The sequence below is a fragment of the Gordonia sp. CNJ-863 genome (assembly GCF_001942325.1).
Classification (GTDB): Bacteria; Actinomycetota; Actinomycetes; order Mycobacteriales; family Mycobacteriaceae; genus Gordonia; species Gordonia alkanivorans.
The window spans coordinates 54496-80421 of record NZ_MKKG01000004.1; the positions used below are offsets into that span (position 1 = coordinate 54496).

The following is a 25926-nucleotide window of genomic DNA, read 5'->3' on the forward strand; positions in this document are numbered from 1 at the left end:
CCCTCAGCTGCTGTAGGCCTCGATCGGCGCGCAGCTGCACACCAGGTTGCGGTCGCCGTACACGCCGTCGATACGACGCACCGAGGGCCACACCTTGGCCCGGGCACCGGCCGACGGGAGTCCCTGCGGGTAGACCGCGATCTCTCGCGAGTACGGGTGGTCCCACTCGCCCACCAGCGCCTCGGCGGTGTGCGGTGCCCCGCGCAGCGGGTTGTCGTCGACCGGCCACTCGCCGCTGCCGACCCGGTCGATCTCCTCGCGGATGGCGATCATGGCGTCGCAGAACGCGTCGATCTCGTCGAGATTCTCGCTCTCGGTGGGCTCGACCATCAACGTGCCGGCCACCGGGAAGCTCATGGTCGGCGCGTGGAAACCATAGTCGGCCAGGCGCTTTGCCACATCGTCGACCGAAACGCCGGTCTCCTTGGTGATCGCCCTGAGGTCGAGAATGCACTCGTGCGCGACGAAGCCGCCCTCGCCGGTGTAGAGCACCGGGTAGTGGTCGCCGAGCCGCTTGGCGACGTAGTTCGCCGCGGTGATGGCGTCAGCGTCGCCCGGCGTAGACCGGCCGCACCCATCATCGCGATGTAGGCGTAGGTGATCGGCAGGATCGTCGCCGACCCGTACGGTGCCGCGGCGATGGTCGCGGTGCCGGGCAATTCGTCGGCGAGGGGGTGCCCGGGCAGGAACGGTGCGAGGTGCTCGCGTACCGCAACCGGACCCACGCCCGGGCCGCCGCCGCCGTGCGGGATGCAGAAGGTCTTGTGCAGGTTCAGGTGGCTGACGTCGCCGCCGAAATGACCCGGACGTGCCACGCCGACCAGGGCGTTGAGGTTGGCACCGTCGACGTAGACCTGGCCGCCGGCGTCGTGGACGGCACCGCAGATGTCGCGGATGTCGTGCTCGAAAACGCCGTGCGTCGACGGGTAGGTGATCATGATGGCCGCGATCCGGCCCTCGTTCGCGGCGATCTTCGCGCGCAGATCCTCGAGATCGACGTCGCCGTTCTCCCGGCAGCCGACCACGACGACGCGCATGCCCGCCATGACCGCCGACGCGGCGTTGGTGCCGTGGGCGCTCGACGGGATCAGGCAGATGTCGCGGTCGATGTCGCCCCGGCTGCGGTGGTACCCCCGGATCGCGAGCAGTCCGGCGAACTCACCCTGCGACCCCGCGTTCGGCTGCAGGCTCACGCGGTCGTAGCCGGTGACGGCGACGAGCCAGTCCTCGAGGGTGGAGATCAGCTCGCGGATGCCGACGGTGTCCTCCACCGGCGCGAACGGGTGGAGACCGGCGAACCCGGGCCAGGTGATGGGTTCCATCTCCGTGGTCGCGTTGAGCTTCATGGTGCAGGAGCCGAGCGGAATCATGCTGCGGTCGAGCGCGATGTCCTTGTCGGACAAGGCCCGCAGGTAGCGCAGCATCGCCGTCTCGGTGCGGTACCGGTTGAACGCCGGGTGCGTCAGGTACTCGCTGGTGCGGTTCTCGATGGGCTGGGCGAAGTCGAGCGGTTGCACACCGGTGGCGCCGAACGCCCGCAGTACACCGTCGAGGTCGGCCTCGGTGGTGGTCTCGTCGCAGGCGATGGAGACGGTGTCGGTGTCGACGCGGCGGAGGTTGATGCCCTCGCGGCGAGCCTGGGCGATGATCACATCGGCCTGGCCGGGAGCACGGACCTCGACGGTGTCGAAGAACGAGCCGTGTGCGACCGAGAAGCCGCCCGCCGCCAGCGAGTTCGCCAGGCGGACCGCGGCGTCGTGGGTGCGGCGCGCGATGGCCCGGAGCCCCTCCGGTCCGTGGTATGACGCGTACATTGCGGCCATCACGGCGAGCAGAACCTGCGCCGTACAGATGTTGCTGGTGGCCTTCTCACGGCGAATGTGCTGCTCACGGGTCTGCAAGGCCAGGCGGTAGGCGAGGTTGCCGTCGGCGTCCTTGGAGATGCCGACCAGTCGCCCCGGCAGCTGGCGGGCGTGCTTCGAACCGACCGCGAGGTAACCGGCGTGCGGACCGCCGAAGCCCATCGGCACGCCGAAACGCTGCGTGGTGCCGAAGCACGCATCCGCGCCCTGCTCCCCCGGCGGCGTGATGAGCGTCAGTGCGAGGAGGTCGCCACCGACCGCGACCAGGGCGCCACGTTCGTGCGCGGCGGCGATGATCGGAGCGGCGTCGACGATGCGGCCCGACGCGCCGGGCACCTGCAGGATGACGCCGAAGAAGTCGCCGTCGGGCAGGCCGTGGTCCGGCCGCTCCGAATCCAGCGACGCCTCGACGACCGCGATGCCGAGCGGCTCGGCGCGGGTCTCGATCACCGCACGGGTCTGCGGGAAGAGATCGGCGTCGACGACGACACGTGGCGACTTGGACTTGCCGGCGCGCCGAAGCAACGTCATCGCCTCGGCGGCCGCGGTGGCCTCGTCGAGCATCGACGCGTTCGCCACCTCCATGCCGGTGAGGTCGGCGACCATGGTCTGGAAGTTCAGCAGCGCCTCGAGGCGTCCCTGGCTGATCTCCGGCTGGTACGGCGTGTACGCGGTGTACCAGGCCGGGTTCTCCAGGACGTTGCGCAGGATGACGCCGGGCGTGTGGGTGCCGTAGTAGCCGAGGCCGATCATCGAACGGGCCACGGTGTTACGGGCCGCGAGCCCGCTGAGCTCGGCGAGCACCTCGCTCTCACTCTGCGGCTGCGGCAGTGCGCCCAGCACGTTCGAGTCGAGTTCGTCCGCGATGACCGCGGGGATGGCGCGATGGGCCAGTTCGTCGAGCGACGACACACCGATCACCGAGAGCATGCGCTGCGTCTCGTCGGGGTCGGGTCCGACGTGGCGGTCCACGAAGGTGACTGGCGCTGACGACGGGTCGGCTGAGGGCATGATGAGGGCAACCTCTCGCAGGCGCCGGCGCGGTGCCGGCAGGCTCGCCCTCCCCCTCTGTCATGTCGCCGGCCGGTGGCCGGGAGGACGCCTGAGAGATTCGGTGCCACGCGACGTTGCGTGACGACCTTTCACCGTGGGCGGACGACTGATCGTCACTTTCCAGAGACGCCGTCACCACCACGGTCCGGGTGCCTGAGAGTTTGACGGAGAGGTGTTGCTCCTTCGGCGGTCACCCGTACTGCTCGGTGACGCTCTCCCGTGGCGTAGCGACGCGCGCACCAGTGTACGCAGGTCGTTGCCGTGTTGGTCCAGACGACATCGCGAGAGTCGTGAGGATCACGTGACGGGATGCTGTGAGGGGCGGTGCTAACCGGTGCGACGGGTGCGGCTCTTGCGTCGCGCCGCGAGCTCGTCCTCGGGTGCCGTCTCGCTGACGCCGCCGTCGGCGCGTTCCCCCGGGAAATCGGCGATGGTGCCGGTCAGCTCGCGCATCGCACCGCTGACCGCGATGCCGAACACTCCCTGCCCACCCTGGAGGAGGTCGACCACCTCTTCGGCGGAGGTGCATTCGTAGACGGTCGTGCCGTCGGAGAACAGGGTGATCTTCGCCAGATCCTCGACGCCACGCTTGCGGAGGTGGTCGACGGCGACACGGATGTTCTGCAGCGAGATGCCGGTGTCGAGCAGTCGCTTGACGATCTTGAGGACGAGGATGTCCTTGAACGAGTACAGACGCTGGCTGCCCGAGCCGGCGGCGCCGCGGATCGACGGGACGACCAGCGAGGTGCGAGCCCAGTAGTCGAGCTGGCGGTAGGTGATGCCGGCGATCTGGCAGGCACTCGGCACGCGGTAGCCGACGAGCTCGTCGGGCACGGTGTCGTCGGGGAAGAGACCCGGTGCGATCTCCTCGAGGCTGCCCTGGGTCGGGCCCGCGGGGCGATCGGACACAGCGTGGTCGGGTGACGGGTCGCTCGACGTCACTTCACTGTCGACCGGACGATCGCCCACTTGATGTCTCCCTCGCAAAGCTCGGACCGGATGCCGCATCACATGCCTGACATCCACGTCCACAGTACGCGGTCCAGGCCCTGCTCGGGTCAGCCGATCACATCTTCATCGGCCCGTGAGTGGTGCTCGATGTCGGGTTTGACGCTATGCCGCGCGGGACACCGGATCAACGCGACGCGCCATGTGGCTCAACCTCAAGTTGAGATTGAGACATACGGTGACCTCTCGGTTGCCGTTCCGTGACCGGGTACAGCCTCAGGCGCCGCTGGCCTTGAAATCGTCGGGCGAGACGTTGTCGAGGAATTCCTTGAACTTCTCGACCTCGTCCTCTTTGGTCCCGTCGACCGACTCGGCGGTGGCGTCCTCGGGCTCCTCTTCCGGGATCAGCAGACCGGCCTCGGCGAGGACCTCTTCGTCGGCGATGATCGGCACCTCGGCACGCATCGCGACGGCGATGGAATCCGACGGCCGCGCGGACACCCGGAGATCGCCCGAGAAGATCATCTCGGCATAGAAGGTGCCCTCTTGCATGTCGACGATGCGCACCTCGAGGAGCGTCTGGCCGAACTCGCGGATGAGGTTCACGATCAGGTCGTGGGTCAGCGGGCGGGGCGGCTCGATCCCCTTCTGACGCAAGGCGATCGACGCGGCCTCACTCTGTCCGATCCAGATCGGCAGGTAGCGCTCGCCGTCGACCTCACGGAGTAGGAGCACGGGCTGACTCTGCGGGGGCTCGACCCTGATGCCCACCACACGCATCTCGCTCATCTCGCACCTCCCAGACGCCTCGTAGGGCGATCGATTGATGACCTCGACGCTACACCGCTCAGGCGATACACGGCGGCCGACTCGCTGCTGCGCGACACGATCATTCCGGCCCGATGAGGACCCCGGGGAACGCGGAGTGTGCTGGTCGAGGAAGAGTTCAGTCGAGCACGTCGCGGACGGCCGACTTGACCAACTGCGTGTGCAGGGTCACCGACAGCGCCGCGATCTCGCGGACGAGTTCCTCGGCGCGGTCTCGCGCACCGGTCCCCTTGCCCTTGGCTATGGGGTTGGCGATCTGGGCGACCAGACCGGCCTCCCGGTCCGCGGACACCTTGAAGGCACGCAGATGGCGCGTCTCGAGTCCATAGCTGGCCAGCGCCGCGGCGGCCTCGACGAGGCGCACCGCATCCTCGTCGAAGAAGCCGGCCGGTCCGGGGGTCAGCAGTCCGTTGCGCTGCAGTTCGGTCACGAACGCCGAGTCGACGCCCGTGCGCTCGATCAGCGTCTCCCGGGACACCCGCCCGGCGCGCGCACCGAAATCGGTTGCGGGGGCCACGGTGCCGCGGGCCGTGGACAACGCCACGGTCCCGCCGGAACCGAAGCCACCGTTCCCGTTGTCGATCGCGTCGAGCTGTTCCTTGATGACCTTCAGCGGGAGATACCGGTCCCGCTGGGCGGTCAGTACGAAGCGCAACCGTTCACAGTCGGCTTCGCTGAATCGCCGATAGCCGGACGGCGCCCGCTCCGGGGTCACCAGACCCTCCGATTCCAGGAACCGGATCTTCGAGATCGTGATGTCTGGGAAGTCATCACGCAACTGGGCGAGGACCGTGCCGATGGACATCGATCCCTCGCCGCGGGGGGCTGTGGACGCCGTCACGACGTATCAGGCGTCGGCTTCGTCGCGTGGTCCGCTGAGGAAGACCAGACGGAACTTGCCGATCTGGACTTCGTCGCCGTTGCTCAGCGATGCGGTGTCGACGGGCTCCCGGTTGACGTAGGTGCCGTTGAGGCTGCCCACGTCGACGACCTGAAACTCGTTGTCGCCGAGACGGAATTCCGCGTGACGACGGCTGACCGTCACATCGTCGAGGAAGATGTCGCTGTCGGGATGCCGACCTGCGGAGGTCGTCGGCTGGTCGAGGAGGAACCGCGATCCCGCGTTGGGTCCCCGCTTCACGACAAGCAGCGCGGTCCCGGGAGCGAGTCGCTCGACTCCCGTCTCGGCCGGCTCACTCGAGGTGCTGGTTCCGGCATCGAGTTCATTGATGAACTCCTCCCGGAACACCGAGGTGGTCTCCACCGGCGCCTCGAAGTCCCTGTCGTTTTCGCTCACCACTTCTCCTTCGTCGTCGTCAGTGCAATCGCACTGTCAGTGCACACCGCACTGTTCGGCCAGCCGCACTGTCCGGCCGTCCACGTCTCCGGTCCCGATCGCGGTCTCGCGTCGGCTCGGAGTCGGCTCTCGCCACGATGGCCGGTTGAATCTACATGACATGTGCGGACGGGTAGATCTCGGTGCATGATCGCGAAGTTGGTTCACGTCACGCCTCTTTCCCACTGCCGTAACCGTACCGGTCATGTCGATCGCACCGGCGAGCGAGTCGACTCCGGCACGGTCGATCATATCGTCACCGGGGCGATCAGCCAGGTCGATCAGAGCCACCGGGGCGTATCGGCGGGAAGTCCTACCCTTCGATGACGGCGCGGTAGCCCGCGGCGTCGAGAACATCACCCAGTTGCTCGTCGAGGGTCGCCTCGTCGGCGGCCTCGATCTCCACCAGCCAGCCCTCACCGTACGGGTCCGAATTGACCAGTTCCGGTGAGGCGTCCAGTGCGTCGTTGACCGCGCTGACGGTACCGGTCAACGGCCCGAAGATGTCGGAGACACTCTTGGTCGACTCGACCTCGGCGAAGGACTCGCCGACGGTGACCTCTGCACCGGAGTCGGGCAGCTGCACGAACACCACGTCGCCGAGCGCATCCTGCGCGAAGTCGGTGATGCCGATGCGCACGGCCGTCGGCCCGATCTTCTCGATCCACTCATGTTCTGCGGTATAGCGCAGGTCTTCTGGCACTTTGCTGTCGGTCACAAGGGCCCCTTTCGTTCCCGTCAGACTCTACTGTCTGGGGAGGTGTCGGCCTGACGGCGCGACGGCATGTGTCGCATCACCAGGATCGTCTGATACCAGTACAGGACGAAGGACCACAGGTAGAGCCCCACGCCCCAGATCATGAACGCCCACCCGATCGGGTAGGCGAAGCCGCTCACCGCATCGATCTGTCCGGCGAGCAGCCACGGGAACGCGCTCATCAGCGCGAAGGTCGCCGCCTTGCCGATGTAGAGCACCGGGAGTGCGAACACACCGCGCGAGCGCAGCAGCGGTGCCGTGGCGAACAGCAGTACGTCGCGCCCGATGATGATGCCGATGAGCCACCACGGGATGAACTCCCGCACGCCGAAGGCCAGCGGGATGATCACGATGTACAGCCGGTCGGCCGCCGGGTCGAGCAGGGCCCCGATCCGCGAGGACTGATCGAGCAGCCGCGCGAGTTTCCCGTCGAGCCAGTCGGAGACCCCGGAGAAGATCAACACCGCGAACGCCCACCCGTCGGCCTTCTCGACGAGCAGCAGCCAGAGGAAGACCGGGATGAGGACGAGCCGAAGCACGCTGAGCGCGTTCGGCACCGTCACGATCCGGTCCGGAGCCGGCGTGGGTGCCGCCTCCGGTTCGGTCACCGGAAGATCCCGATGATGCCCTGCAGCGTCTTCGCCCCGCCGGAGGAGAAGAGGTTGTCGTGGACCATGTAGGTCCACGTCGTCGTCGAGCGGTGCAGATCCGAGGAACCGAGGTCGACTCCGTCCGCGGTGATCTCGGCCTCCCGGAACGTCTCCCGTGCCTTCTCGAGCGCCTTGGCGGGCAGATCGGAGAACTCCGCGAGGATCATCCGGTGGAACTCGTCGAGCGGGCTCTCCTTACCCAACGACCGCAGATGGATGCTCGCCCGGACATCGGAGACGAACGCGAGATGGTCTGCCCACGCACGGTCGAGGTGGTAGAGCACGATCTCGCGGGCCGCCTGGCTCAGCACCTCTCGCGGCACGGTCTCGGTGGCGGCCTTCGACGTTTCGTCCGACTTCTCCGCGTCGCCCGACGTCGTGGGCTTCTCCCCCGTCAGTTCGGCGTAGCGCTCCGGTTCGAGTTCGGCGAGCTCGTCGAGCGCGGTGTCCGTGGTGAGGATCTTCATGCGCCGGTCGACGATGATGTCGCGCTGCTGGTTGACGAGCTTGTTGTAGCGCCAGGTGTTGGCGTGCAACTCCAGGCGGACGCCCTCGGCGATCCGCTGCGCCTGCTCGATGAGGTCGATGCCCTTGCTGCCCATCGAGCCGTCCTCGTTGGGCGACACCGGATCACGCTTGAACGCGAGGTTCTTGGTGACGACCGGGTCCTCGAGGCTGGAGAAGAAGACCGACGTGCCGGGGTCGCCCTGGCGTCCGGCGCGACCCCGCAACTGGCTGTCGAGACGCTCGGTGTCGTGCCGTCCGGTGCCGACCACGCACAGTCCACCGAGCTCGACGACCGCGTCGCGGGCGGCGGCGTCGTCGGCCGAGCCGCCCAGCCGGATGTCGGTACCACGACCAGCCATCTGCGTCGAGACCGTCACCGCGTTCAGCGCGCCGGCCTCGGCGATGATCTTCGCCTCCTGCGCGTCGTTCTTGGCGTTGAGGACCACCGACGACACACCCGCCTTCTCGAGGAAGTACGCGAGCTCCTCGGACTCGGCGACGTCGTGGGTGCCGATGAGGACCGGCTGGCCGGTCTCGTGGATCTCCTTGACGTAGGCCACGATCGCCTCGACCTTGTTGGCCTTGGTGTCGTAGACCCGGTCGGGCAGATCGGTGCGGATGTTCTCGGTGTTCGGCGGGATCTGCGACACCCGGAGGTCGTAGAACTGCCGGAACTGCTCTCCGGCGGCGAGCGCCGTACCGGTCATGCCGCACACCTTCGGGTAGCGGCCGATGAGCGCCTGCACCGTGATGGTGTCGATGACCTCGCCCGAGTCGGTCTGGGCGAGCCCCTCCTTGAGTTCGACGGCCGCCTGGACGCCGTCCGGCCAACGCTGCAGCTGGGCCACGCGGCCGCGCGAGGCGTTGATCAGGTGGACCCCGCCGTCGCGGACGATGTAATGGATGTCGCGTTCCAGCAGGTAGTGGGCGTGCATCGCGATGCTGACGTGCACGAGCGTGGAGCCGACGTGTTCCTCGCTGTAGAGGTTGATCCCGCCGAGTTCCTCCTCGACGAAGGCCGCACCCTCGTCGGTGAGCGTCACGTTGCGGCCCTCGGCGTCGACCTCGTAGTGCTTCTTCTTCATCCGCGACACCACGTCGTGGATGGCCTGGTCGGGAACCTCGGTCTCGGTCGATCCGGCCAGCACCAGCGGCACGAGTGCCTCGTCGACGAGCACCGAGTCGGCCTCGTCGATGATCGCGACGTCGGGCTTGGGTGAGACGAGGTCGGCCTCGGACAGGGCCAGCTGGTCGCGGAGGACGTCGAATCCGATCTCGTTGACCGAACCGTAGGTGACGTCGCCGGCGTAGGCGCGTCGACGCTCCTCGCGGCTGGAGTTCTCCGAGATGGCATGCACCGCAATGCCGAAGACGTCGAAGAGCGGCTTCATCCACTCGGCGTCGCGGGTGGCGAGGTAGTCGTTGACCGAGATGACATGGACCTGGTGTCCTTCGAGGACATACCCGATCGCGGCGATCGCACCGGCGAGCGTCTTGCCCTCACCGGTGGCCATCTCGACGATGTCGCCCTCGAGGAGACGCAGCGCGCCCTGCAGCTGGACGTCGAAGGGGCGCAGGTTGATCGAGCGGTCCGCGGCCTCCCGGACGAGCGCCAGGAACTTCGCCCGGTCGCCGGGCTTGGACCCGATGTCGAGCTTCTCGGCCTCACCGACGAAGGCGTCGTCGGCGAGTTCGGCTGCCCAATCGGTGTGGGTCTCGGCCTCCTTGATCACACTCAGCGACTTCGACTGGTTGCGAGTCGACTGGGCGCCCAGAAGTCGCCACATGCTGTTGCTCAGCTTTCCCACCGAAACACTTCTCCTGATCGTTTCCCGGCCACCTACACGACCCGTCGGGCCTCGCGGCGCCGTCAGGTCAGCAACAACGGTACGCGGCCCCTGGTAGCGCAGGGTCGGCGACATTATGATCAGTCCACCGATTTCGCCCCTGACGCATTTCGCCCCTGCTCCCCTCACCCTAGGACGGCTGATGAGCGCGACCCTCTCGAGCAGGACACGCCTACGTCTGGTCCGGGCCGTCCTGGCCGGGATGCTGGTGGCGACCGGTATCGGGCTCGGCGCGTTCAACGCCTGGTGGGTCGCCTTGTCCTTCGGTGTTCCGCTGGTCTTCCTGGGGATCGCGATCAGTCCGCGCGCGTCGCGGGTGTCCGAGCTGCCGGAGTTCCGGCGCGGTGTCACGCGAGACGCACCGCAGATCGAGGTCGGGGCGCTCACGCGCAGCAGCCTCGGGGCCGAGGACATGCAGCCGACGATGGTGACCGCGACCGTCAACCCGCCGAATGACACCGCCTACGAGGCGCGATGGATCACCTCGATGAGCAAGGGGCATTTCCAGGCGCTGGCGTCGAGCCCGTTCACGACGCTGCCGCCCGACCAGTTGCCGCCGCGCGATCAGACCGACACCCCCGAGTTCGACGACCACCCCGGCCGGTGGGCGGTCATCTATCCCGCGGTGACCCTCGTGACGGCCGTCGCCCTGCTCTTCGGTGTCGCCGAGAGCTGGACGATCTCGGTCCCGTCGATGCCGTCCTTCGGTTCGGCCGTCGACATCGACGACGCCGACGACGCCGAGGCCACACTCGCCGAGCGCCACCAACGACTCCTCGACGAGATCGTCGACTACCTCGGACCCGGCGCGACCCGAAATCTGTTGCGCCTGAGCTACAATCTCGATTCGACCTCCGATCAGGCCATCGTGTTCGATCCCACGAACGGCCGCGCGACGAACATCAACGTCTGGGACGGGGGTTCCAATGCGTCGGCGACCCGCACCATGGACCGGGCGGACAAGACCTTCGACGCGGCCTCGATCAACCCGGGTTCGCTGGGCGACATCGTCGGGTCCATGCACGCCGAGGTCACGCCCATCGTGCCGGATGCCCAACTCGACGGATTCGAGATCCGACGTCCGGCGGCGAACGAGCCCGTCGTCCTCACCGGTTCGTTCGATCCCGGCGACGCTTTCATCCACGACGTCGAGATCGAGGCGCGCTCCGACGGCACCGTCGCGACGTTCTTCGACCCCGCGGACTTCGACACCGCTTTCGCGGTGGGCCGCGCCGCGCTGCCGCTCGCCGGCATCGCCCCTAACGCAGCGGCCCTCGACCAGTTCGTGATCCGCGGTATCGCCGACAACACCCCGATCATCAGCGCCAGCAGCATCCAGAACAGTGGCGGTGTCCTGATGCAGTACCGGACATCCACCAGTGACGGGCAGATCGTCATCGTGCCGGGCAAGTTCCCGGCGGTCAGCGGCGTCGAGGGAAGCTACCGGCCCGACGGTTTCTCCTTCGACGCGATCTCACCGCGATTGTTCGACCGTGTGCGCGACGACGCGATGAAGCGCGGTTCGGTCCCCGACTACGATCACGGGGCCGTCGCCATCGATGTCATCGAGCCGCATCTCCGCGACGACACGGCCTTCGTGATCCGCATCGAGATGGCGCGGGTCGACGCGTCGAAGGGCATGTATTCACTCGACGGACAGTTCATCAAGGCCGCGCACTACTGACTCGGCACCGGCCGGACTCCGAGTGGGACGGCGCCGTCGACCCGAGGTCACCAGCGATCGCGATGGATGACGGTCTCCGGGTCATACCGGCTGACCGGTCCGAAACGTCCTCGCGGCCAGCCGATCGGGACGATCGCGAACGTCTTGACCCGCCGCGGTATCCCCGCATGATTCCTCCCGAGATCGTCGACGGGTCACGCGTTGGACTTGCCGGCCTCCAGCGCGCGACGCGTGACGGCGCTCAGTTCAGCGACCGCCGCCTCCGGCGGATGCAGGACCCCGCGGTCGGTCATCGTCGTGACGATGTCGCGAACCCGGCCGTAGTACGTCGCCTGCTCTGCCGGGGTGCTGCTCGCCTCGGCATGGTTGTACAGCTTGAGTGCGGTGTCGAGGGCGTTCTGGTCGGCGGGTTCGAGGTAGCCGGCCCCGATGCGTCGTCCGTGCTTCTCACAGGCGATCCAGGCACGCCGCAGGGCAGCCACCGACTGCTGGTAGGCGTCGGCGCGACCGCGATTGCCCGGGTAGGAGTCGGTGCGCAGGGCGGTGGCCTCGTCGAGCGCGAGATGGAAGGTCTGGGTCTGATCGACGGTCACGTCGGTGACCGCGGGATACTTCAACAGCAGCGCCGGATCGAGCTCATAGCTCCCGTACGCGCTGAGCACCTCGTCGTGGCGCCGCGTCGCTTCCTCCCACAACCGCTCGGCGGCCTCGTCCGATCCCGCGTCGGCGATGCGAGGCCGGCGCAGATCGACGGGTGAGTGCTCGTCGTTCGAGGGGTCGTGGTCGGGCGGCACCGTCGCCACCGACGCCTTCTCCTTCGGCGGAGCGGCCTTCTTTTCCGTCGAAACACGTTGCGGCGCATGGACTAGTAGCCTGTCGATCACCGCGGACGCTGCCGGATCGCCCTCGATGATCGCGACCCGCCAGAAGTCGGGGTCGAGATCTTCGTCGGCTCCGGTGCCGGCGCGCGGTTGTTCTCGCGCGAAGGTCAGCTTGAGGTACTTCTGTCCGAAGACGGTGAGGTGCTGGGCCCGCCGGCCGGTCATCGGCGAGGTGTCGTCCGCCGGTCCGCCGATCGCGAACGAGCGCAGCGCGCTCAGGGGGTAGGACACCAGCGTGCGGTCCTCGTTGCCGAAGTAGACGGTGTCGTCGTCGACGGTCAGCAGCACCGCTCCGCGCTCGCCCAGTCGGCCGTATGCAGCCGCGAACAGCGACAAGGCGAGCAGTCCGGCGACCACTGCGGAGATGAGCAGACCGTCGACGCCGGCGATGTTCAGCCCGACGAGCGCGATCATCGCGACCATCATGACGATCCACGCGGCCCCCGCGGAGATGTGGTGGCGCCCCGTCAGATATTCGGTTCGGCAGGTCACCGGAACCACATCTCACCTCCGATGGCCATATCGCATCCCCCATCCGGTCGGCTACCGTAGTGAACGTGAGCCTCGGGGATCGCCGACAGACGGCACGCGTACTCCGCCCAGCCCGCGAACATCGCATCAGCTTACGCATTGTTGCGCTGGTCAGCGCGGTGTTGTTCGTGTCGGGTCTCGGTGCGTTCGCCGCCGGTCGGGGTGACGCCGCGCCTGCGGTTCCGCCCTTCGTCGGCAAGTCCTACTCGTCGACGGCGGTGACCGGCCCCGAGATCCCCGGCGGCGGCCCCCTCCAGTTGACCTTCACCGCCGCCAACCGCATCTCCCTGTTCGCCGGCTGCAACCGTCACGTCGGTGAGATGACCGTGGAGGGATCGGTGCTGCGCGTCGGCTCGCTCGCCTCGACGATGATGGCGTGCCCCGGTCCACGCGCCGGCGCCGACGAGTGGATCACCGCGCTCACCCGAGAGCCCCTCACCTGGTACTCGGCGGGCCACGCACTCGTACTCTCCGGACCGGGAACCCAGGTCCTCCTGATGGAAAAGTACTCGTGAGACGTTCCGCACCGGCTGTCGTCACCGTGACCGGTGCGGCCGGGAGCATCGGGTACGCCAGCGTCTTCCGGATCGCCGCCGGCGCCATGCTCGGCCACGACCAGCCCATCGCCCTCCGACTCCTCGAGCTGCCCCAGTCGGTCCCGGCCGCCGTGGGAACCGCGATGGAACTCGACGACGGCGCGTTCGGTCTGCTGAAGTCCGTGGACGTCTTCGACGACCCGCGCAAGGCATTCGACGGTGCGAGTTTCGCTCTGCTCGTCGGCGCTCGCCCACGGTCCAAGGGCATGGAACGCGCGGATCTGCTCGCGGCCAACTCCGACATCTTCGCGTTACAGGGAGCGGTCATCAACGAGGTTGCCGCCGACGACGTCCGGGTGATCGTCGTGGGCAATCCCGCGAACACCAACGCCGCGGTGGCCGCTGCCCACGCTCCCGAGGTGCCACCCCAACGGTTCACCGCGCTGACCCGCCTCGACCACAACCGCGCGATCGCCCAGCTGTCCCATCGCGCCGGGGTCGAGGTCGGCGAGATCAGCCGGGTCACCATCTGGGGCAACCACTCGGCGACGCAGTACCCCGACATCTTCCATGCACGCGTCGGCGGCCGGAGCGGCGCCGACCTCGCCGCGGACCGCGAATGGCTCGTCGACGACTTCATCCCGACCGTCGCACGTCGGGGCACCGCGATCATCGAGGCGCGCGGCTCGTCCTCGGCGGCGTCGGCGGCCAACGCGACCATCGATCACGTCCGTGACTGGGTGCTCGGAACCCCCGCCGACGACTGGACGTCCACCGCACTCCCGTCACCGGGCGTGTACGGCGTGCCCGAGGGCATTGTCTGCTCGTTCCCGGTGCGCTCGGTCGACGGACAATGGGAGATCGTCGAAGGACTCGAGATCAACGGGTTCTCCCGGGCACGCATCGACGCTTCGGTCGCGGAACTCGAAGCCGAACGCGTCGCTGCTCTGACCTCCTGATCGCCTCCGCAGCCCGTAGTCTCTTCCCATGGCGAAGAAGGACAAGCAGAGGCCTCAGAAGATTCCGAACAATGTCTACGAGGCCGAGCTGTTCCGGCTGCAGACCGAGCTGGTCAAGCTCCAGGAATGGGTGCGCGAGACCGGCGCTCGCGTGGTGGTGGTCTTCGAGGGCCGCGACGCCGCGGGCAAGGGCGGCACCATCAAGCGGATCACCCAATATCTGAGTCCTCGCATCGCACGCGTCGCCGCGCTGCCCGCGCCGACCGATCGTGAACGCGGGCAGTGGTACTACCAACGCTACGTCGCGCATCTCCCGGCGCCGGGTGAGATCGTGCTGTTCGACCGGTCCTGGTACAACCGTGCCGGAGTCGAGAAGGTCATGGGATTCTGCACGCCCGAGGAACACACCCGATTCCTGCGGCAGACACCGATCTTCGAGCAGATGCTCATCGACGACGGCATCATCCTGCGCAAGTACTGGTTCTCCGTCTCCGACGACGAACAGCTCAAGCGGTTCCGGCAGCGGATGAAAGATCCGGTGCGACAGTGGAAATTGAGCCCGATGGACCTCGAGTCGGTGTACCGCTGGGAGGACTACTCGCGCGCCAAGGACGAGATGATGGTGCACACCGACACCGCCCTGAGCCCTTGGTACGTCGTCGAATCCGACGTGAAGAAGCACGCGCGGCTCAACATGATCTCGCACCTGCTCGACAACATCGAGTACGGCGAGGTACCCCGCCCCGAGGTGACGTTGCCGAAGAAACCGATCCAGTCGGGCAACTATCACCGGCCGCCGCGATCGCTGTCCAAGTACGTTCCCGACCACGTGGCGACGCTGATCCGCACCGACCACTGATCGCGTTCTGATGTGGATCGGGTTCGCCGAGTTCGACTATCGCCTCGGTGACGTGCACTCGCTGAAACAAAAACGGTCCATCGTCCGGCCGATCGTCGCCGAACTCCGACGACGGTTCTCGGTGTCTGCGGCCGAGGTCGGTCACCTCGACATGCATCGGCGCGCGGTGATCGGCACGAGCGTGGTGGCGGCCGACCGGACCCACGTCGTCGATGTGCTCGATGCGGTCGAGCGGTCCGCCGCCAACCATCCCGAGGTGGAGCTCCTCTCGGTGCGGCGTCGGATCCTCAACTCAGAAGACCTCTGAGACCCGGCCGAAGGTCCGGCTGAGAAGCGCCCCCGGAATCCGCCCTCCAGAAGCCGACGGACGCTGGGTCGCCCGTGGCACTGTCCAGGGTCGTTTTCGGGCAGATTTCGGCGACGCCCGCTCAGACCACGCCGGCCGCGACCGCTGCCTCCCGATACGCGGCGGCCAGCGAGTCGACGGTCTCGTGCGCGTTGAGTCCGCTGGGGTTCGGGACCACCCAGAGCTGGGCCCCGTCCCAGGTCTCATCCTGGCGACCCGACACCGCGTCGCGACGCCCGAAGGCGCTGCGGTAGGCGGTGATCCCGGCGACCGCCACCACTCGTGGCCGGATCTCACGCACACGTTCCCGCAGCCGACGACCCCCGTCTTGAAACTCCTCGACCGTGAGTTCCGCGGCGGTCGCGGTCGCCCGGGCGACGACGTTCGTGATGCCGACTCCTCGTCCGGTCAGCAACTCGGCGTCGGCCTCGGACATGCCGCGGGACGCGTCGATGATCCGGTCGACGATCCCGGCGCGTGCCAGCGCGGGATAGAAGCGGTTGCCGGGGCGCGCGAAATGGGCGCCGGTGGCGGCGGTCCACAGGCCGGGGTTGATCCCGACGAACAGCAATCGACAGTCGTCACCGACGAGGTCGTCGACGGTGCGATCCCGGAACTCGAGGAGTTCGGCCCTGGTGAATCCCATCCCCCGAGGCTAGACGTCAGTCGAAGGTCCCCTCGGCCTCGTGCCGTCCGGCGACGCAGAACTGGTTGCCGTCGGGGTCGGCCAGCGTCACCCAGCCGAAACCGGGCATCTCACGGTCGGCGATCTTCGTCGCGCCGGCGGCGATGAGTCGTTCGACCTCGGTTTCGCGATCTTCGGTCGTGAGGTCGAGGTGGATGCGGTTCTTCCCCGGGGTCGGGTCGTCGACCTGCTGGAATGCGAGGAGCGGTGCCCCCTCTTCGAGGGAGACGACGACGAAGAACCCCTCGTTCTCCTGGATGATCCGGCCACCGAGGGCCTCGGCCCACCACGTGGCGAGCGGCATCGGCTGAAGGGTGTCGACGGTGATCATGCCCACTGTGAGAGTCATGCGGACAAAGGTATCGCCGCCCACCGACATCTGGCGTCCGCGTCTGTCGGACGAAGGACCGGTCCTGGTCCTCAACCCCTCCCTCGAGGGGTTGTGGAGCATTACACTCACGCTGATGCTCGGACTCTCGTACACGGTCTTGGGCGGGCTCGGCGCCCAGATCGGTTCCGATCCCGTCGAACTCGGCACCCGCAAGCAGCGGGCCACACTCGCGCAGCTCGTCCTCGCCGAGGGTGCACCGCTACGTGCCGACCGGCTGATCGAGGGCATCTGGGGCGACTCACCACCCGACCGCGCCGAAGTGTCGCTGCAGTCCTACATCTCGGGGTTGCGCAAGGCCCTCGAACCCGACCGTAAGCCGCGTAGTCCCTCGACCGTGCTGCTCACCCACGGAACCGGCTACAGCCTGCCGACGACCCCTGACCAGGTCGACCTGCGCCGGCTGACCACGGACCTGGCCTCGGCGCGAACCCTGATGCAGCAGGGCGACACCGCCGCCGCGGCCCCACTCCTGCAGAAGGTACTCGAGTCCTACCGGCCGATCCTCCCGGAGTTCGAGGGACTGGCATTCCGCGACGAGGCCGCCGACCATCTCGACCGCATGCTCGGCGCGGCGCGGGAGATGTCCTTCGAGGCGCGGATGGCCGCGGGCGACCATCATCTCCTCGTCACCGAACTCGACGGCGCCGTCAAGAGATCGCCGCTCGACGAAGGACTGTGGGTTCTGCTCGCCACCGCGCTGTACCGGCTCGGACGGCAGTCCGATGCGCTCGGCGCGATCGCCGGCGCCCGACGCATCCTCGCCGACGAGATCGGTGTCGACCCGGGCCCACGACTCCGTGAGCTCGAACGCGACATCCTCGATCACGCACCGCACCTCGATGCACCGGCAGCGTCGCGCAGGTCCGTCACCGCTGCAACCGGTTCCCTGAGCACCGATGCCGTGGAACCCACCGCGGCGACACACGCCCCCGAACCTCTCGACGACGCGCCGACGCTGGTCGGGCGAACCGACGAACTGGCCGCGCTGCACCGCGCCGTCCTCGCCTCGATGGCCGGGCACGGCGGGGTCGTCGTGGTGGAAGGCGAACCGGGTGCGGGCAAGACGGCCCTGATCGACGAGGCGGGACGGCGAGCGGCCGGGGCCGCCGACCTACGGGTGTTGTGGGGACGGTGCGTGGACGATCCTGCGGCACCGTCGATGTGGCCGTGGGTGCAGATCCTCGGCACGGTACTTCCCCAGCTCGATCCGGCCGACCGGGAACGACTCCTCGACAGCTCGCTGGGCCGAATGGTCACCGAGGGCGTCAACGTCATCCCGCCACCGCGTCAGATGCCAGACGCCGCAGCACGTTTCCAGTTCTACGACCAGGCCGCCGACCTCCTCGACGGCGTCGCCGAGACGACCAAGCTGATCATCGTCCTCGACGACCTCCAGTGGGCGGACGGCGCCTCGCTGGAACTGTTCGCACACATGGCCTCTCGTCGGACAGCGGGCGTCACGTTCTTCGCCTCGCTGCGGTCGCCGACCCACCGGCCGGTCGTCGCCTCGACCCTCGCCACACTGGCGCGGCTCCCCGAGCACCGCCGTATCCACGTCGGCGCCCTCCGCGGGGACGACATCTCCGAGCTGATCCGCCGCGAGACGCAACAGTGGCCGGAGGTCGCGACCGTCAGTTCGATCGAGCGACGCACCGGCGGCAACGCCTTCTTCGTCCGCGAACTGGCACGCATCCTCGCCGATCGGGGCTCGATCGCGGGCAATGCCGTGCCGTCCGGGGTGCGTGACGTAGTTCGCCAGCGACTGCTCGGATTATCCCCGGAGACAACCGAACTCCTCGACATCGCCGTTCTCATCGGCACCCGGGTGGATCTGGTGTTGCTCGCGACCGCGGCCGGACGACCGGTGGACGAGGCGCTCGACACCCTCGAACCCGCCTCCGCCGCCGGGGTCGTCGACCTCGGACCCGCCGACCCGTTCGGATTCAGCTTCAGCCACGACATCATCCGCGAGGCGATCGCCGACGGGATTCCGTCGATGCGCGCGCGGCGTATCCACCTCGCCATCGCCGATGCGCTCGCCGGCAACTCCTCGCCGCATGCGGTCAGCCGGGTCGCGCGCCATCTCTGGTCGGCGGGTCCGCTCGCCGACCGGGAGCGCACGACCAGCGCGCTGCTGACCGCGGGTGACATCGCTCTGCGCACCTACGACTTCGACGGCGCGAAGCGCCATTTCGGCGACGCGTCGACCCTGGCACGGGCCACCGGCGACCAGCAGGCCGAGCTCCGGGCGATCGCCACCCAACTCGCCGGCGAGGTCTCCGTACACGGCTACTTCGCCGCCGATCCCGACCTTCAAGAACGCGCCCGCACGCTGGCCACCACGCTCGGCGACCGGCGGCTGCTGGCCTCCCTCGACTATGCGCGCTGTGCCGCGCACATCCAGGTCGCCGACGCGCACACCGGACACCGGCTCGCGAACGACCTACGCGTCCGCGCCGAACGGTCCGACGATCCCGTCGTCGTCCACCTCGGCATGCAGGCCGCCGGGATCGACGAGTTCACCCGCGGCAATTACGGTGCGGCTCATCGCATCCTGGAGACCTACGGGCCGCTCGACGACGTCGACGGGCTCCGCGACGACCAGCTCACGATGGCACGCGGCTTCCGGGCCTGGGCCGCCACGGTCCACCTCGGCCGGGATGCCGGCCGCACACTGTTCGCAAGCATCACCGACGCACGCCCCGACCCCAGGTCCCGGCTGGGCACCGCCATCTTCGCGGTCGGCGCGGCGGCGACGATCGGCGATGCGGAGTGGGCGCTCCACGCTGGACAGATCATCGACTCCGAGAGTGCGGGCCCGCTCGCCTATCTGCGTCGCGGCGGCGAACGCATGTACTGGTGGGCACGCGCCATGGCCGGCGACATCGACGACGCCCTGGTCCGCATCGACCGGTTGGAGACGGGTGACGCCGGCCCCGACCGACCCGGCAACGCCGACCGGCCGCGCACCGGCGACGGATTCTGGCTCGGACTGCATGCCGAGATACTGGTCACCGCCGGCAAGCTGACCGACGCGGCCGCCCTCCTGGATCAAGCCGACGACTTCGCCGAACGGACCGGGGAACACTACGGGGACGCACACCGTCTTCTCGTTCGCGCCCGCTACGAGTACGCCAACGGTCGCCCGGCGTCGACGTTCGGCACGACCCTCGGACGGGCTCGCGCCACCGCCGTGGCGCAAGAGGCAAAAGCGCTGGTCGAACGGGTCGACGCCGTCGCCTCGGCATGGGGCGTCTCCCCGACCGCGTAGGCCCCAAGTCCGCCTCAAGTCGCCCTCAAGAACCGTCGGTGAATCTGGTCTGACGAACCCGGCCTGCCCGGAACCAGACCGAACGCCCGGCGAAGCCGGCCACACCCGAGGACTCACCGTATGACCGCGACTCCCACCTCACCGACCGGCCGCCCCGAACGGCTGATCGTCCGCACCCGCACCTCGGTGCTCGCACAACTGCGTGACCGGATCGCCGGCGCGGTCCTCGGCCCCGGGGACGCGGGCTTCCGCGAGGCACGCGCCGGATTCAACCGACTCGTCATCCACCGCCCGTCGGTCATCGCCGTTCCCGAGAATCACTTCGACGTCGTCGAGGCCGTGCGGTTCGCCGCCGAGGAGGATCTGCGGATCACGGTCCAGGCCACCGGTCACGGGACCGGGGTGGCGGCCGATGGCGGCCTGCTCATCAACACGTCCCGGCTCACCGCGGTGGCCGTCGACCCTGTCACCAGGACCGCTCGCGTCGCCGCCGGCGCCACCTGGAAGGCGGTGCTCGACGCCGCGGTTCCGTACGGCCTTGCGCCGCTGATGGGTTCGGCAAGCATCGTCGGCGCGATCGGCTACACCCTCGGCGGCGGTTTCGGTTGGCTCGGCCGACGGTTCGGGCTGGCGTCGGACTCCGTGCTCTCCTTCGATCTCGTGATCCCCGACGGGACGCCGATCCGCGTCAGCGACGCGAGTTTCCCGCACATCTTCTGGGCTCTCAAGGGCGGGGGTGCCGGCAGCCTCGGTGTGGTCACCTCGATGGAGATCGCCCTCGCCGATGTGAGCACGGTGTACGCGGGCAACCTCTTCTACCCGGCCGCCGAGGCCGAGGAGATCATACGTCGGTTCCGCGACTGGGCACCGGCTCAGCCGGAAGCCCTGACCTCGGCCGTCACCATCCTGAATCTGCCGCCCACCGACGACGTCCCGGAACCGCTGCGCGGCGGCAGTTTCGCAGTGGTGCGCGGATGCTGGTCCGGAGACCTCGCCACCGGCCGGGCGATCGTCGACGGGTGGCGGAACTGGCGGACACCCCTGGTCGACATGTGGGACGAGATGCCCTTCGCCGCAACGGACGCGATCAGCATGGACCCCACCGAGCCGATGCCGGTCATGGTCACCACTGAGTGGTTCGACGATCTGCACGACGAGGCGATCGACATCATCGCCGGATGCGCTCGTCCGGCCCCGGGCTCGGCACCGCTCATCATGTCCGCCGAGATCCGTCACGCCGGCGGCGCGATCGCCCGAGGTGCGGCGCACGCCGCCAACGACCGGGCACGCTCCGGACGGTTCCTCCTCGAACTGATCTCGATGGTCCCCGACCCCCAGGTGGCGCTCGCCGTCGAATCGACCCAGCGCGTTACCCGCACCGAACTCGCGCCCTACGTCACCGGCGCCACGTATCTGAACTTCACCTCGGGTGCCGAGCGCGCCGGCCGCGCCGCCGACGCCTACAGCGCCGAGCACCGCCGTCGGCTGCTGGAGATCAAGGCGACGCTCGACCCGTACGACCGGTTCTGTCACGGCGACATCGGCTGACGCGGGCCGTCGATCGAACACCGGTCAGCGCGGATGGTCGAGCAGGCCGAGAAACCGCTTCGCAGCAGGATTGGTCGGTCCTCCGGTCCTCGACAACAACGCCAGGGACCGAGTGGCCGGCGGGGTCGTCTCCAATGGAACGGCCACCACCAGGTTCGCCGCGTGCGCCACCGGAGCCGGTACGACGGCAACACCGAGACCATGGTGGACGAGATCGACCAACCGACCCATGTCACCGACACGACAGGTGATCTCGCGCTGGACGCGCGCGGCGGAGAACAGGTCCGCCACAACGGTCTGCAGTCCGGGACCGGCCTCGAAGTCGATGAAGCCGTGCTCGGCGAGTTCGTCCAGGTCGACGCTGCGTTTCACCGAGATCGGGTGGTCGGGGCCCGCTATCGCGACGAGCGACTCGTCGTATCTCGCCACCTCCGTCAGGGAGGTGTGCAGTGGCGTCGCGTCGAGAGCCACGAATGCCAGATCCAGTTCCCCTTCGATCAGCGCTTCGATGAGTTGGGTGGTGGTCGCCTCGCGGAGTCGCATCTGCACCATCCGATGGTGACGATGGAACAGCGCCATCGTCGCGGGAAGGTCGATCGCGGTGAAGGTCTGCACGGTTCCGATGTCGATCGTTCCCGCATCGACGCCGGTGATGGATTCCACCGCCAGGCGCGCAGCGGCGACCTCACCGATGATCCGCCTAGCGTGATCACGTAACGCCACGCCCGCGTCGGTGAGCAGCACCCGTCGTGTGGTTCTCTCGAAAAGCTCTGCGGACAACTGCCGCTCCAGAGAGCGAATCGAGGAGCTGAGCGCCGACTGCGACATGTGCACGAGAGCTGCTGCGCGAGTGAAGTTTCCCTCGTCTGCAACCACCAGGAAGTGCTCTAACTGCCGGAGTTCCATCGACGGATGGTATCCAGCACGCCATCCATCGGTCCAGTCGCTTGGAACGATCAAGTCTATCTGTTGGACAGCTGAAAAGGCCTCGGCAACGATCGGTGCATGTCACTCTCCACGACGGCAGCACACTCGCTGAGTCGGCGATCCGTTCTCCTGATGGCACTCGCATCCGGACTCGTCGTCGCCAACAGCTACTACGCGCAACCCATCGTCGCCCTGATCGCGAACGATCTCGATGCTTCGACCACGAGCGTGGGACTTGTCGTGACGGCGAGCCAGATCGGTTATGCGATCGGTCTGGCCCTGCTCGTGCCGCTCGGCGATCTACTGGATCGGCGCAAGTTGCTGTGGGCGATGCTGATTGTCACCGGCGTGTGTCTGGCCGTCATGGCGTGCGCGCCGTCCTGGCAGGTGCTCGCATCTGCTGCGGTCCTGGTCGGCACGGGCTCGGTCGTCGGCCAGCTTCTCGTCCCTCTCGCCGCGACACTTGCCGCGGAGGCCGAACGTGGGCGCGTCATCGGGAACGTGATGACCGGCCTGTTGCTCGGGATACTCCTGTCGCGGGTGGTCGCCGGTCTGATCGCGGAGGTGGCCGGCTGGCGTACGGTCTTTCTGACCGCCGCGGTCCTGATGGCGGTCGCGGGCATCGCCGTCGCCGCGCTGCCCACCAGTCCACCGACCACCGAGCTGACCTACGGCGCCTTGCTGCGATCGGTGGTCCACTTGGTGGCCGATGAGCCGGTGCTCCGCTGGAGGATCGGCTACGGCATGCTCACCTATGCGTCGTTCGGCGTGGTGTGGACCAGCATCGGATTCGTGCTCGCCGGACCACGATACGACTGGTCGGACGCCGGCATCGGGCTCTTCACGCTCACCGGGGTCGCCGGTGCACTTGCCGCACGAGGGGCCGGCCGAGGAGTCGACCGCGGATACGGACACCAACAGACCGGTCTCATGCTGGCTGTGACGGCAGCGAGTTTCCTGCTGCTGGCCGCCGGAGAGCGTTCCATCGTGGCGATGGGCCTCGGTGTCGCTCTCCTGGACCTCGGAATCCAGGGCACGCACATCACCAATCAGAGCGTGTTCTACCCATTGCGGCCGGATGCCCGGAGTCGGCTGAACACCGCATACATGACCACGTACTTCACCGCAGGATCGGTCGGCAGCATCCTGTCGGTTCTCGTCTTCGCATCGTTCGGCTGGTCGGCCGTCTGCGTCCTGGGCGCCGCGTTTCCGGTCACCGGAGTGGGACTGTGGTTCGTGGAGACCAGGTTTCGGCGGCGTGATCAACACCGTCGAGGGACATCGGATTTGCGCGACGGCGCCGACCGTGGGCTCATGGGCACATGAACGATCCGACGCCGTCCCGCCTCGACGTCCCGCTGCTCGTCGTCGACGGCGCGAACGTCGTCGGATCCGTGCCGGACGGTTGGTGGCGGGACCGCCGGGGTGCGGCGCAGCGGTTACGGGACCGGCTCGCGCAACTCGCCGAGCCCGGGCTCGACGTGTTGACCGGCCCGATCGAGGTGGTGCTCGTCGTGGAGGGAAGAGCGCGCGGGATCGCGTCGGTTCCCGCAGTGACGGTCGTCGAGGCCCCGGCGTCGGGCGACGACACGATCGTCGACGTCGTCGGCGACCACCCCCGCCGCCGTCGAGTGGTCGTCACCGCCGATCGCGAGCTGCGCGCCCGGGTCACCGAGCTGGGTGCCGAGATCCTCGGACCGTCGTCGATCCCGCGCTGAGTCCCCAACGATGCCGTGCCACATTTACCGAGTACCGCACCGGCATCGGTGGTCCAGCGAATAATCCGGTCCGGGAACACCGCACACGACCACCGACGAAGGGTCTCTGTATGAACGACGTCGACGTACTGATCGCGGGCGCGGGCCCGATCGGCCTGACCGCCGCCATCGAACTCCGCCGACGAGGTGTGCGGGTCCGGATCGTCGACCCGCTCCTCGAGCCTCCCCAGTACGCGAAAGCCGTTGGTATCCAACCCCGCACGCTCGAGGTGTTCGAGGGCATGGGGGTGCTCGAGCACATCCTGGACGCGGGCATGGAGATGCGCGGGCAGTTCGTGTTCGTCAACGGTTCTCAGGTCTCGCGGATCGACCTGGTCACGCCGGCCGACGTGCCCTTCCGGTTCCACCTGCTGCCGCAGTACTCCACCGAGCGCGTCCTGCGGGACCGGCTCACCGACCTCGACGCCGAGATCGAGCGCGGTGTCCGCGTGTCGGCGTTCACACCGGACGACGACGGGGTCACGGTCACCCTGACCGACGCGGCAGGCGCCGAGACCTCGGTCCGCGCGGGCTATCTGATCGGTGCCGACGGCGCCCACAGCACGGTCCGCAAAGGACTTGGTCTGGGCTTCGAGGGCGGGGCTTTCACCGAGCAGTACATGCTGGGCGACGTGGCCGTGGACTGGTCGATGCCCCGCGGCTACGCGATCCGCGCGATGCACCAGGCCGACGACGGCACCACCGACGACCTGCTGGTGTGCATCCCGCTGCCGGGACGGGGCCGGTATCGGATGTCGATGCTCGTACCCGACGAACTCGCGATCGGTCCGACCTCCGGCGGCGACGGTGTCGCCCACGGGTTCGAGGGCACCCGCACTCCCGAGCTGTCGCACATCCAGGCCGTCGTCGACCGGTTGTCGCCCGAACCCGCCACCGTGTCGGACCTCCGGTGGTCGTCGGTCTTCCGCATCAGCCACCGGATCGTCGACTCCTACGGTCGCGGAAGAGTCTTCGTCGCCGGGGACGCCGCGCACATCCATCCGCCCACCGGCGCGCAGGGCATGAACACCGGCGTGCAGGACGCCCACAACCTCGCGTGGAAGCTGGCGCTGGCCGTCGCGGGCGACGCGGGCGACGCGGCTCCCGGCCTGCTCGAGAGCTACGACCTGGAACGACGCCCCGTCGGAGAAGAAGTCGTCGGGCGAACGGTCCGCGACGCGCGGGAAGGCATCGGATCCGATTCCACCGACGTCGAGTTCGTGACGCGCCGCGAAGCCCAGTTGCTGATCTCCTACGCCGACAGCCCGATCACCGCGGGCTCGACGATCCCCTCCGCGCCGGCCGCACCGCGGGCGGGTGAACGGGCCCCGGATGCCGCCGGACTCGGTCGTGACTCGGTGAATCATCCGCTCCGGCTGTACTCGCTGCTGAGCGGCGTCGACCACGCTCTCGTGCTGTACGCCGACGCCGCCGCGGGGGCCAAGGACGTGGCCGTGCTCGAGAATCTCGCCGCCGAGGTCACCAAGGCGGCCCGCGGGCACATGACCGCGCACGTGGTGGCCGCGCCGACCGCGCAGGTCGGCAGCACCGACCTGCCGCTGCTCCGCGACACCGAGAACCGCTTCGCCGCCGGATATCTCCCCGACGGATCGACGGCCTTCGTCATCCGCCCCGACGGCTATCTCGGCTACCGCGGGCCGCTCGACGACACCGCCACGGTCCTCGCGTACCTCCGTGCCACGTTCGCGTGAGGCGACCCCGGTCCCCGGACCGCCGAGTGGCGCAGCCGAGCCGTCACCGTA

21 protein-coding genes, 1 pseudogene and 1 riboswitch are annotated in these 25926 nt (G+C 68.2%); of the genes and pseudogenes, 10 read left to right on the plus strand and 12 right to left on the minus strand.

Annotated features, from left to right (window positions below):
- Positions 1 to 3 precede the first annotated feature (3 nt).
- The 8 genes and pseudogenes from gcvP to secA2 form a co-directional block, all read right to left on the minus strand.
- A pseudogene (gene gcvP / locus BJF87_RS02265) lies at positions 4 to 2873 on the minus strand (aminomethyl-transferring glycine dehydrogenase).
- 173 nt (positions 2874 to 3046) lie between these two features.
- A riboswitch (glycine riboswitch) is annotated at positions 3047 to 3145 on the minus strand.
- A gap of 97 nt (positions 3146 to 3242) precedes the next feature.
- A complete protein-coding gene (locus tag BJF87_RS02270) occupies positions 3243 to 3884 on the minus strand; it encodes a MerR family transcriptional regulator (RefSeq protein WP_006360907.1) in 642 nt (213 codons plus the stop codon).
- Between the two features lie 255 nt (positions 3885 to 4139).
- Positions 4140 to 4652 carry a bifunctional nuclease family protein gene (locus BJF87_RS02275; RefSeq protein ID WP_006360906.1) on the minus strand — a complete coding sequence of 171 codons (513 nt, stop codon included), beginning with the start codon at positions 4650 to 4652 and terminating at the stop codon, positions 4140 to 4142.
- A 157-nt stretch (positions 4653 to 4809) separates the two neighbouring features.
- Complete coding sequence (locus BJF87_RS02280; protein WP_006360905.1) at positions 4810 to 5496, minus strand: MerR family transcriptional regulator; 687 nt, start codon at positions 5494 to 5496, stop codon at positions 4810 to 4812.
- Between the two features lie 42 nt (positions 5497 to 5538).
- A complete protein-coding gene (gene garA, locus BJF87_RS02285) occupies positions 5539 to 5991 on the minus strand; it encodes a glycogen accumulation regulator GarA (RefSeq protein ID WP_005199386.1) in 453 nt (150 codons plus the stop codon).
- A gap of 349 nt (positions 5992 to 6340) precedes the next feature.
- The gene (gcvH, locus tag BJF87_RS02295; RefSeq protein WP_006360904.1) at positions 6341 to 6745 is read right to left on the minus strand and encodes a glycine cleavage system protein GcvH; all 405 of its coding nucleotides are present in this window, start codon (positions 6743 to 6745) and stop codon (positions 6341 to 6343) included.
- 20 nt (positions 6746 to 6765) lie between these two features.
- Entirely contained in the window at positions 6766 to 7392 is a 627-nt protein-coding gene (locus BJF87_RS02300) for a CDP-alcohol phosphatidyltransferase family protein (protein WP_006360903.1), read from the minus strand.
- On the minus strand, positions 7389 to 9749 hold the full coding sequence (gene secA2, locus BJF87_RS02305) for an accessory Sec system translocase SecA2 (protein ID WP_040004407.1): 2361 nt from the start codon (positions 9747 to 9749) through the stop codon (positions 7389 to 7391). The genes BJF87_RS02300 and secA2 overlap by 4 nt, the downstream gene beginning before the upstream one ends.
- A gap of 181 nt (positions 9750 to 9930) precedes the next feature.
- Here secA2 and BJF87_RS02310 point away from each other — a divergent pair, with 181 nt between their 5' ends.
- The gene (locus tag BJF87_RS02310) at positions 9931 to 11472 is read left to right on the plus strand and encodes a hypothetical protein (protein ID WP_035752284.1); all 1542 of its coding nucleotides are present in this window, start codon (positions 9931 to 9933) and stop codon (positions 11470 to 11472) included.
- A 194-nt stretch (positions 11473 to 11666) separates the two neighbouring features.
- Here the strand turns inward: BJF87_RS02310 and BJF87_RS02315 are convergent, their stop codons facing one another.
- Positions 11667 to 12854, minus strand: a complete 1188-nt coding sequence (locus BJF87_RS02315) for a hypothetical protein (protein WP_035752283.1) — start codon at positions 12852 to 12854, stop codon at positions 11667 to 11669.
- 149 nt (positions 12855 to 13003) lie between these two features.
- On the opposite strand from BJF87_RS02315, the gene BJF87_RS02320 reads away from it, so the two are divergent.
- From BJF87_RS02320 to BJF87_RS02335, 4 genes are read left to right on the plus strand one after another with little or no spacing between them, the layout of a single operon-like run.
- Positions 13004 to 13399, plus strand: coding sequence for an META domain-containing protein (locus tag BJF87_RS02320; protein WP_006360899.1), 396 nt, complete (start codon positions 13004 to 13006; stop codon positions 13397 to 13399).
- Positions 13396 to 14379 carry a malate dehydrogenase gene (locus BJF87_RS02325; RefSeq protein WP_035752282.1) on the plus strand — a complete coding sequence of 328 codons (984 nt, stop codon included), beginning with the start codon at positions 13396 to 13398 and terminating at the stop codon, positions 14377 to 14379. The genes BJF87_RS02320 and BJF87_RS02325 overlap by 4 nt, the downstream gene beginning before the upstream one ends.
- 28 nt (positions 14380 to 14407) lie before the next feature.
- On the plus strand, positions 14408 to 15238 hold the full coding sequence (ppk2, locus tag BJF87_RS02330) for a polyphosphate kinase 2 (protein WP_035752279.1): 831 nt from the start codon (positions 14408 to 14410) through the stop codon (positions 15236 to 15238).
- Between the two features lie 10 nt (positions 15239 to 15248).
- Positions 15249 to 15545 carry a DUF503 domain-containing protein gene (locus BJF87_RS02335; protein ID WP_006360896.1) on the plus strand — a complete coding sequence of 99 codons (297 nt, stop codon included), beginning with the start codon at positions 15249 to 15251 and terminating at the stop codon, positions 15543 to 15545.
- A gap of 121 nt (positions 15546 to 15666) precedes the next feature.
- Here the strand turns inward: BJF87_RS02335 and BJF87_RS02340 are convergent, their stop codons facing one another.
- On the minus strand, positions 15667 to 16230 hold the full coding sequence (locus tag BJF87_RS02340; RefSeq protein WP_006360895.1) for a mismatch-specific DNA-glycosylase: 564 nt from the start codon (positions 16228 to 16230) through the stop codon (positions 15667 to 15669).
- Positions 16231 to 16246: 16 nt separating this feature from the next.
- Positions 16247 to 16618 carry a VOC family protein gene (locus BJF87_RS02345; protein WP_006360894.1) on the minus strand — a complete coding sequence of 124 codons (372 nt, stop codon included), beginning with the start codon at positions 16616 to 16618 and terminating at the stop codon, positions 16247 to 16249.
- Between the two features lie 115 nt (positions 16619 to 16733).
- Between BJF87_RS02345 and BJF87_RS02350 the strand changes: the two genes are divergently transcribed.
- Positions 16734 to 19931 carry a BTAD domain-containing putative transcriptional regulator gene (locus BJF87_RS02350; protein ID WP_075862587.1) on the plus strand — a complete coding sequence of 1066 codons (3198 nt, stop codon included), beginning with the start codon at positions 16734 to 16736 and terminating at the stop codon, positions 19929 to 19931.
- A 120-nt stretch (positions 19932 to 20051) separates the two neighbouring features.
- Positions 20052 to 21479 carry an FAD-binding oxidoreductase gene (locus BJF87_RS02355; RefSeq protein ID WP_006360892.1) on the plus strand — a complete coding sequence of 476 codons (1428 nt, stop codon included), beginning with the start codon at positions 20052 to 20054 and terminating at the stop codon, positions 21477 to 21479.
- Positions 21480 to 21503: 24 nt separating this feature from the next.
- Here the strand turns inward: BJF87_RS02355 and BJF87_RS02360 are convergent, their stop codons facing one another.
- Positions 21504 to 22385: a LysR family transcriptional regulator gene (locus BJF87_RS02360; protein ID WP_006360891.1), complete on the minus strand. Its 882-nt coding sequence runs from the start codon at positions 22383 to 22385 to the stop codon at positions 21504 to 21506.
- Positions 22386 to 22538: 153 nt separating this feature from the next.
- Here BJF87_RS02360 and BJF87_RS02365 point away from each other — a divergent pair, with 153 nt between their 5' ends.
- The 3 genes from BJF87_RS02365 to BJF87_RS02375 all read left to right on the plus strand — a co-directional run bounded on the left by BJF87_RS02365 (position 22539) and on the right by BJF87_RS02375 (position 25875).
- Positions 22539 to 23732 (plus strand): MFS transporter, encoded by a 1194-nt coding sequence (locus BJF87_RS02365; protein ID WP_075862588.1) that lies wholly within the window; start codon positions 22539 to 22541, stop codon positions 23730 to 23732.
- Complete coding sequence (locus BJF87_RS02370) at positions 23729 to 24124, plus strand: hypothetical protein (protein ID WP_006360889.1); 396 nt, start codon at positions 23729 to 23731, stop codon at positions 24122 to 24124. Before BJF87_RS02365 ends, BJF87_RS02370 begins: the two co-directional genes overlap by 4 nt.
- Before the next feature lie 110 nt (positions 24125 to 24234).
- Positions 24235 to 25875, plus strand: a complete 1641-nt coding sequence (locus BJF87_RS02375; protein WP_075862575.1) for an FAD-dependent monooxygenase — start codon at positions 24235 to 24237, stop codon at positions 25873 to 25875.
- Positions 25876 to 25926 lie beyond the last annotated feature (51 nt).

What these genes read in the sequence shown, in the direction of transcription:
- BJF87_RS02360 (WP_006360891.1), bottom strand. Translation starts at nt 22,385, where the DNA reads ATGGAACTCCGGCAGTTAGAGCACTTCCTGGTGGTTGCAGACGAGGGA.
- BJF87_RS02345 (WP_006360894.1), bottom strand. Translation starts at nt 16,618, where the DNA reads ATGACTCTCACAGTGGGCATGATCACCGTCGACACCCTTCAGCCGATG.
- BJF87_RS02375 (WP_075862575.1), top strand. Translation starts at nt 24,235, where the DNA reads ATGAACGACGTCGACGTACTGATCGCGGGCGCGGGCCCGATCGGCCTG.
- BJF87_RS02280 (WP_006360905.1), bottom strand. Translation starts at nt 5,496, where the DNA reads ATGTCCATCGGCACGGTCCTCGCCCAGTTGCGTGATGACTTCCCAGAC.
- BJF87_RS02370 (WP_006360889.1), top strand. Translation starts at nt 23,729, where the DNA reads ATGAACGATCCGACGCCGTCCCGCCTCGACGTCCCGCTGCTCGTCGTC.
- ppk2 (WP_035752279.1), top strand. Translation starts at nt 14,408, where the DNA reads ATGGCGAAGAAGGACAAGCAGAGGCCTCAGAAGATTCCGAACAATGTC.
- BJF87_RS02365 (WP_075862588.1), top strand. Translation starts at nt 22,539, where the DNA reads ATGGCACTCGCATCCGGACTCGTCGTCGCCAACAGCTACTACGCGCAA.
- BJF87_RS02310 (WP_035752284.1), top strand. Translation starts at nt 9,931, where the DNA reads ATGAGCGCGACCCTCTCGAGCAGGACACGCCTACGTCTGGTCCGGGCC.
- BJF87_RS02340 (WP_006360895.1), bottom strand. Translation starts at nt 16,230, where the DNA reads ATGGGATTCACCAGGGCCGAACTCCTCGAGTTCCGGGATCGCACCGTC.
- BJF87_RS02335 (WP_006360896.1), top strand. Translation starts at nt 15,249, where the DNA reads ATGTGGATCGGGTTCGCCGAGTTCGACTATCGCCTCGGTGACGTGCAC.
- BJF87_RS02355 (WP_006360892.1), top strand. Translation starts at nt 20,052, where the DNA reads ATGACCGCGACTCCCACCTCACCGACCGGCCGCCCCGAACGGCTGATC.
- BJF87_RS02275 (WP_006360906.1), bottom strand. Translation starts at nt 4,652, where the DNA reads ATGAGCGAGATGCGTGTGGTGGGCATCAGGGTCGAGCCCCCGCAGAGT.
- BJF87_RS02350 (WP_075862587.1), top strand. Translation starts at nt 16,734, where the DNA reads ATGCTCGGACTCTCGTACACGGTCTTGGGCGGGCTCGGCGCCCAGATC.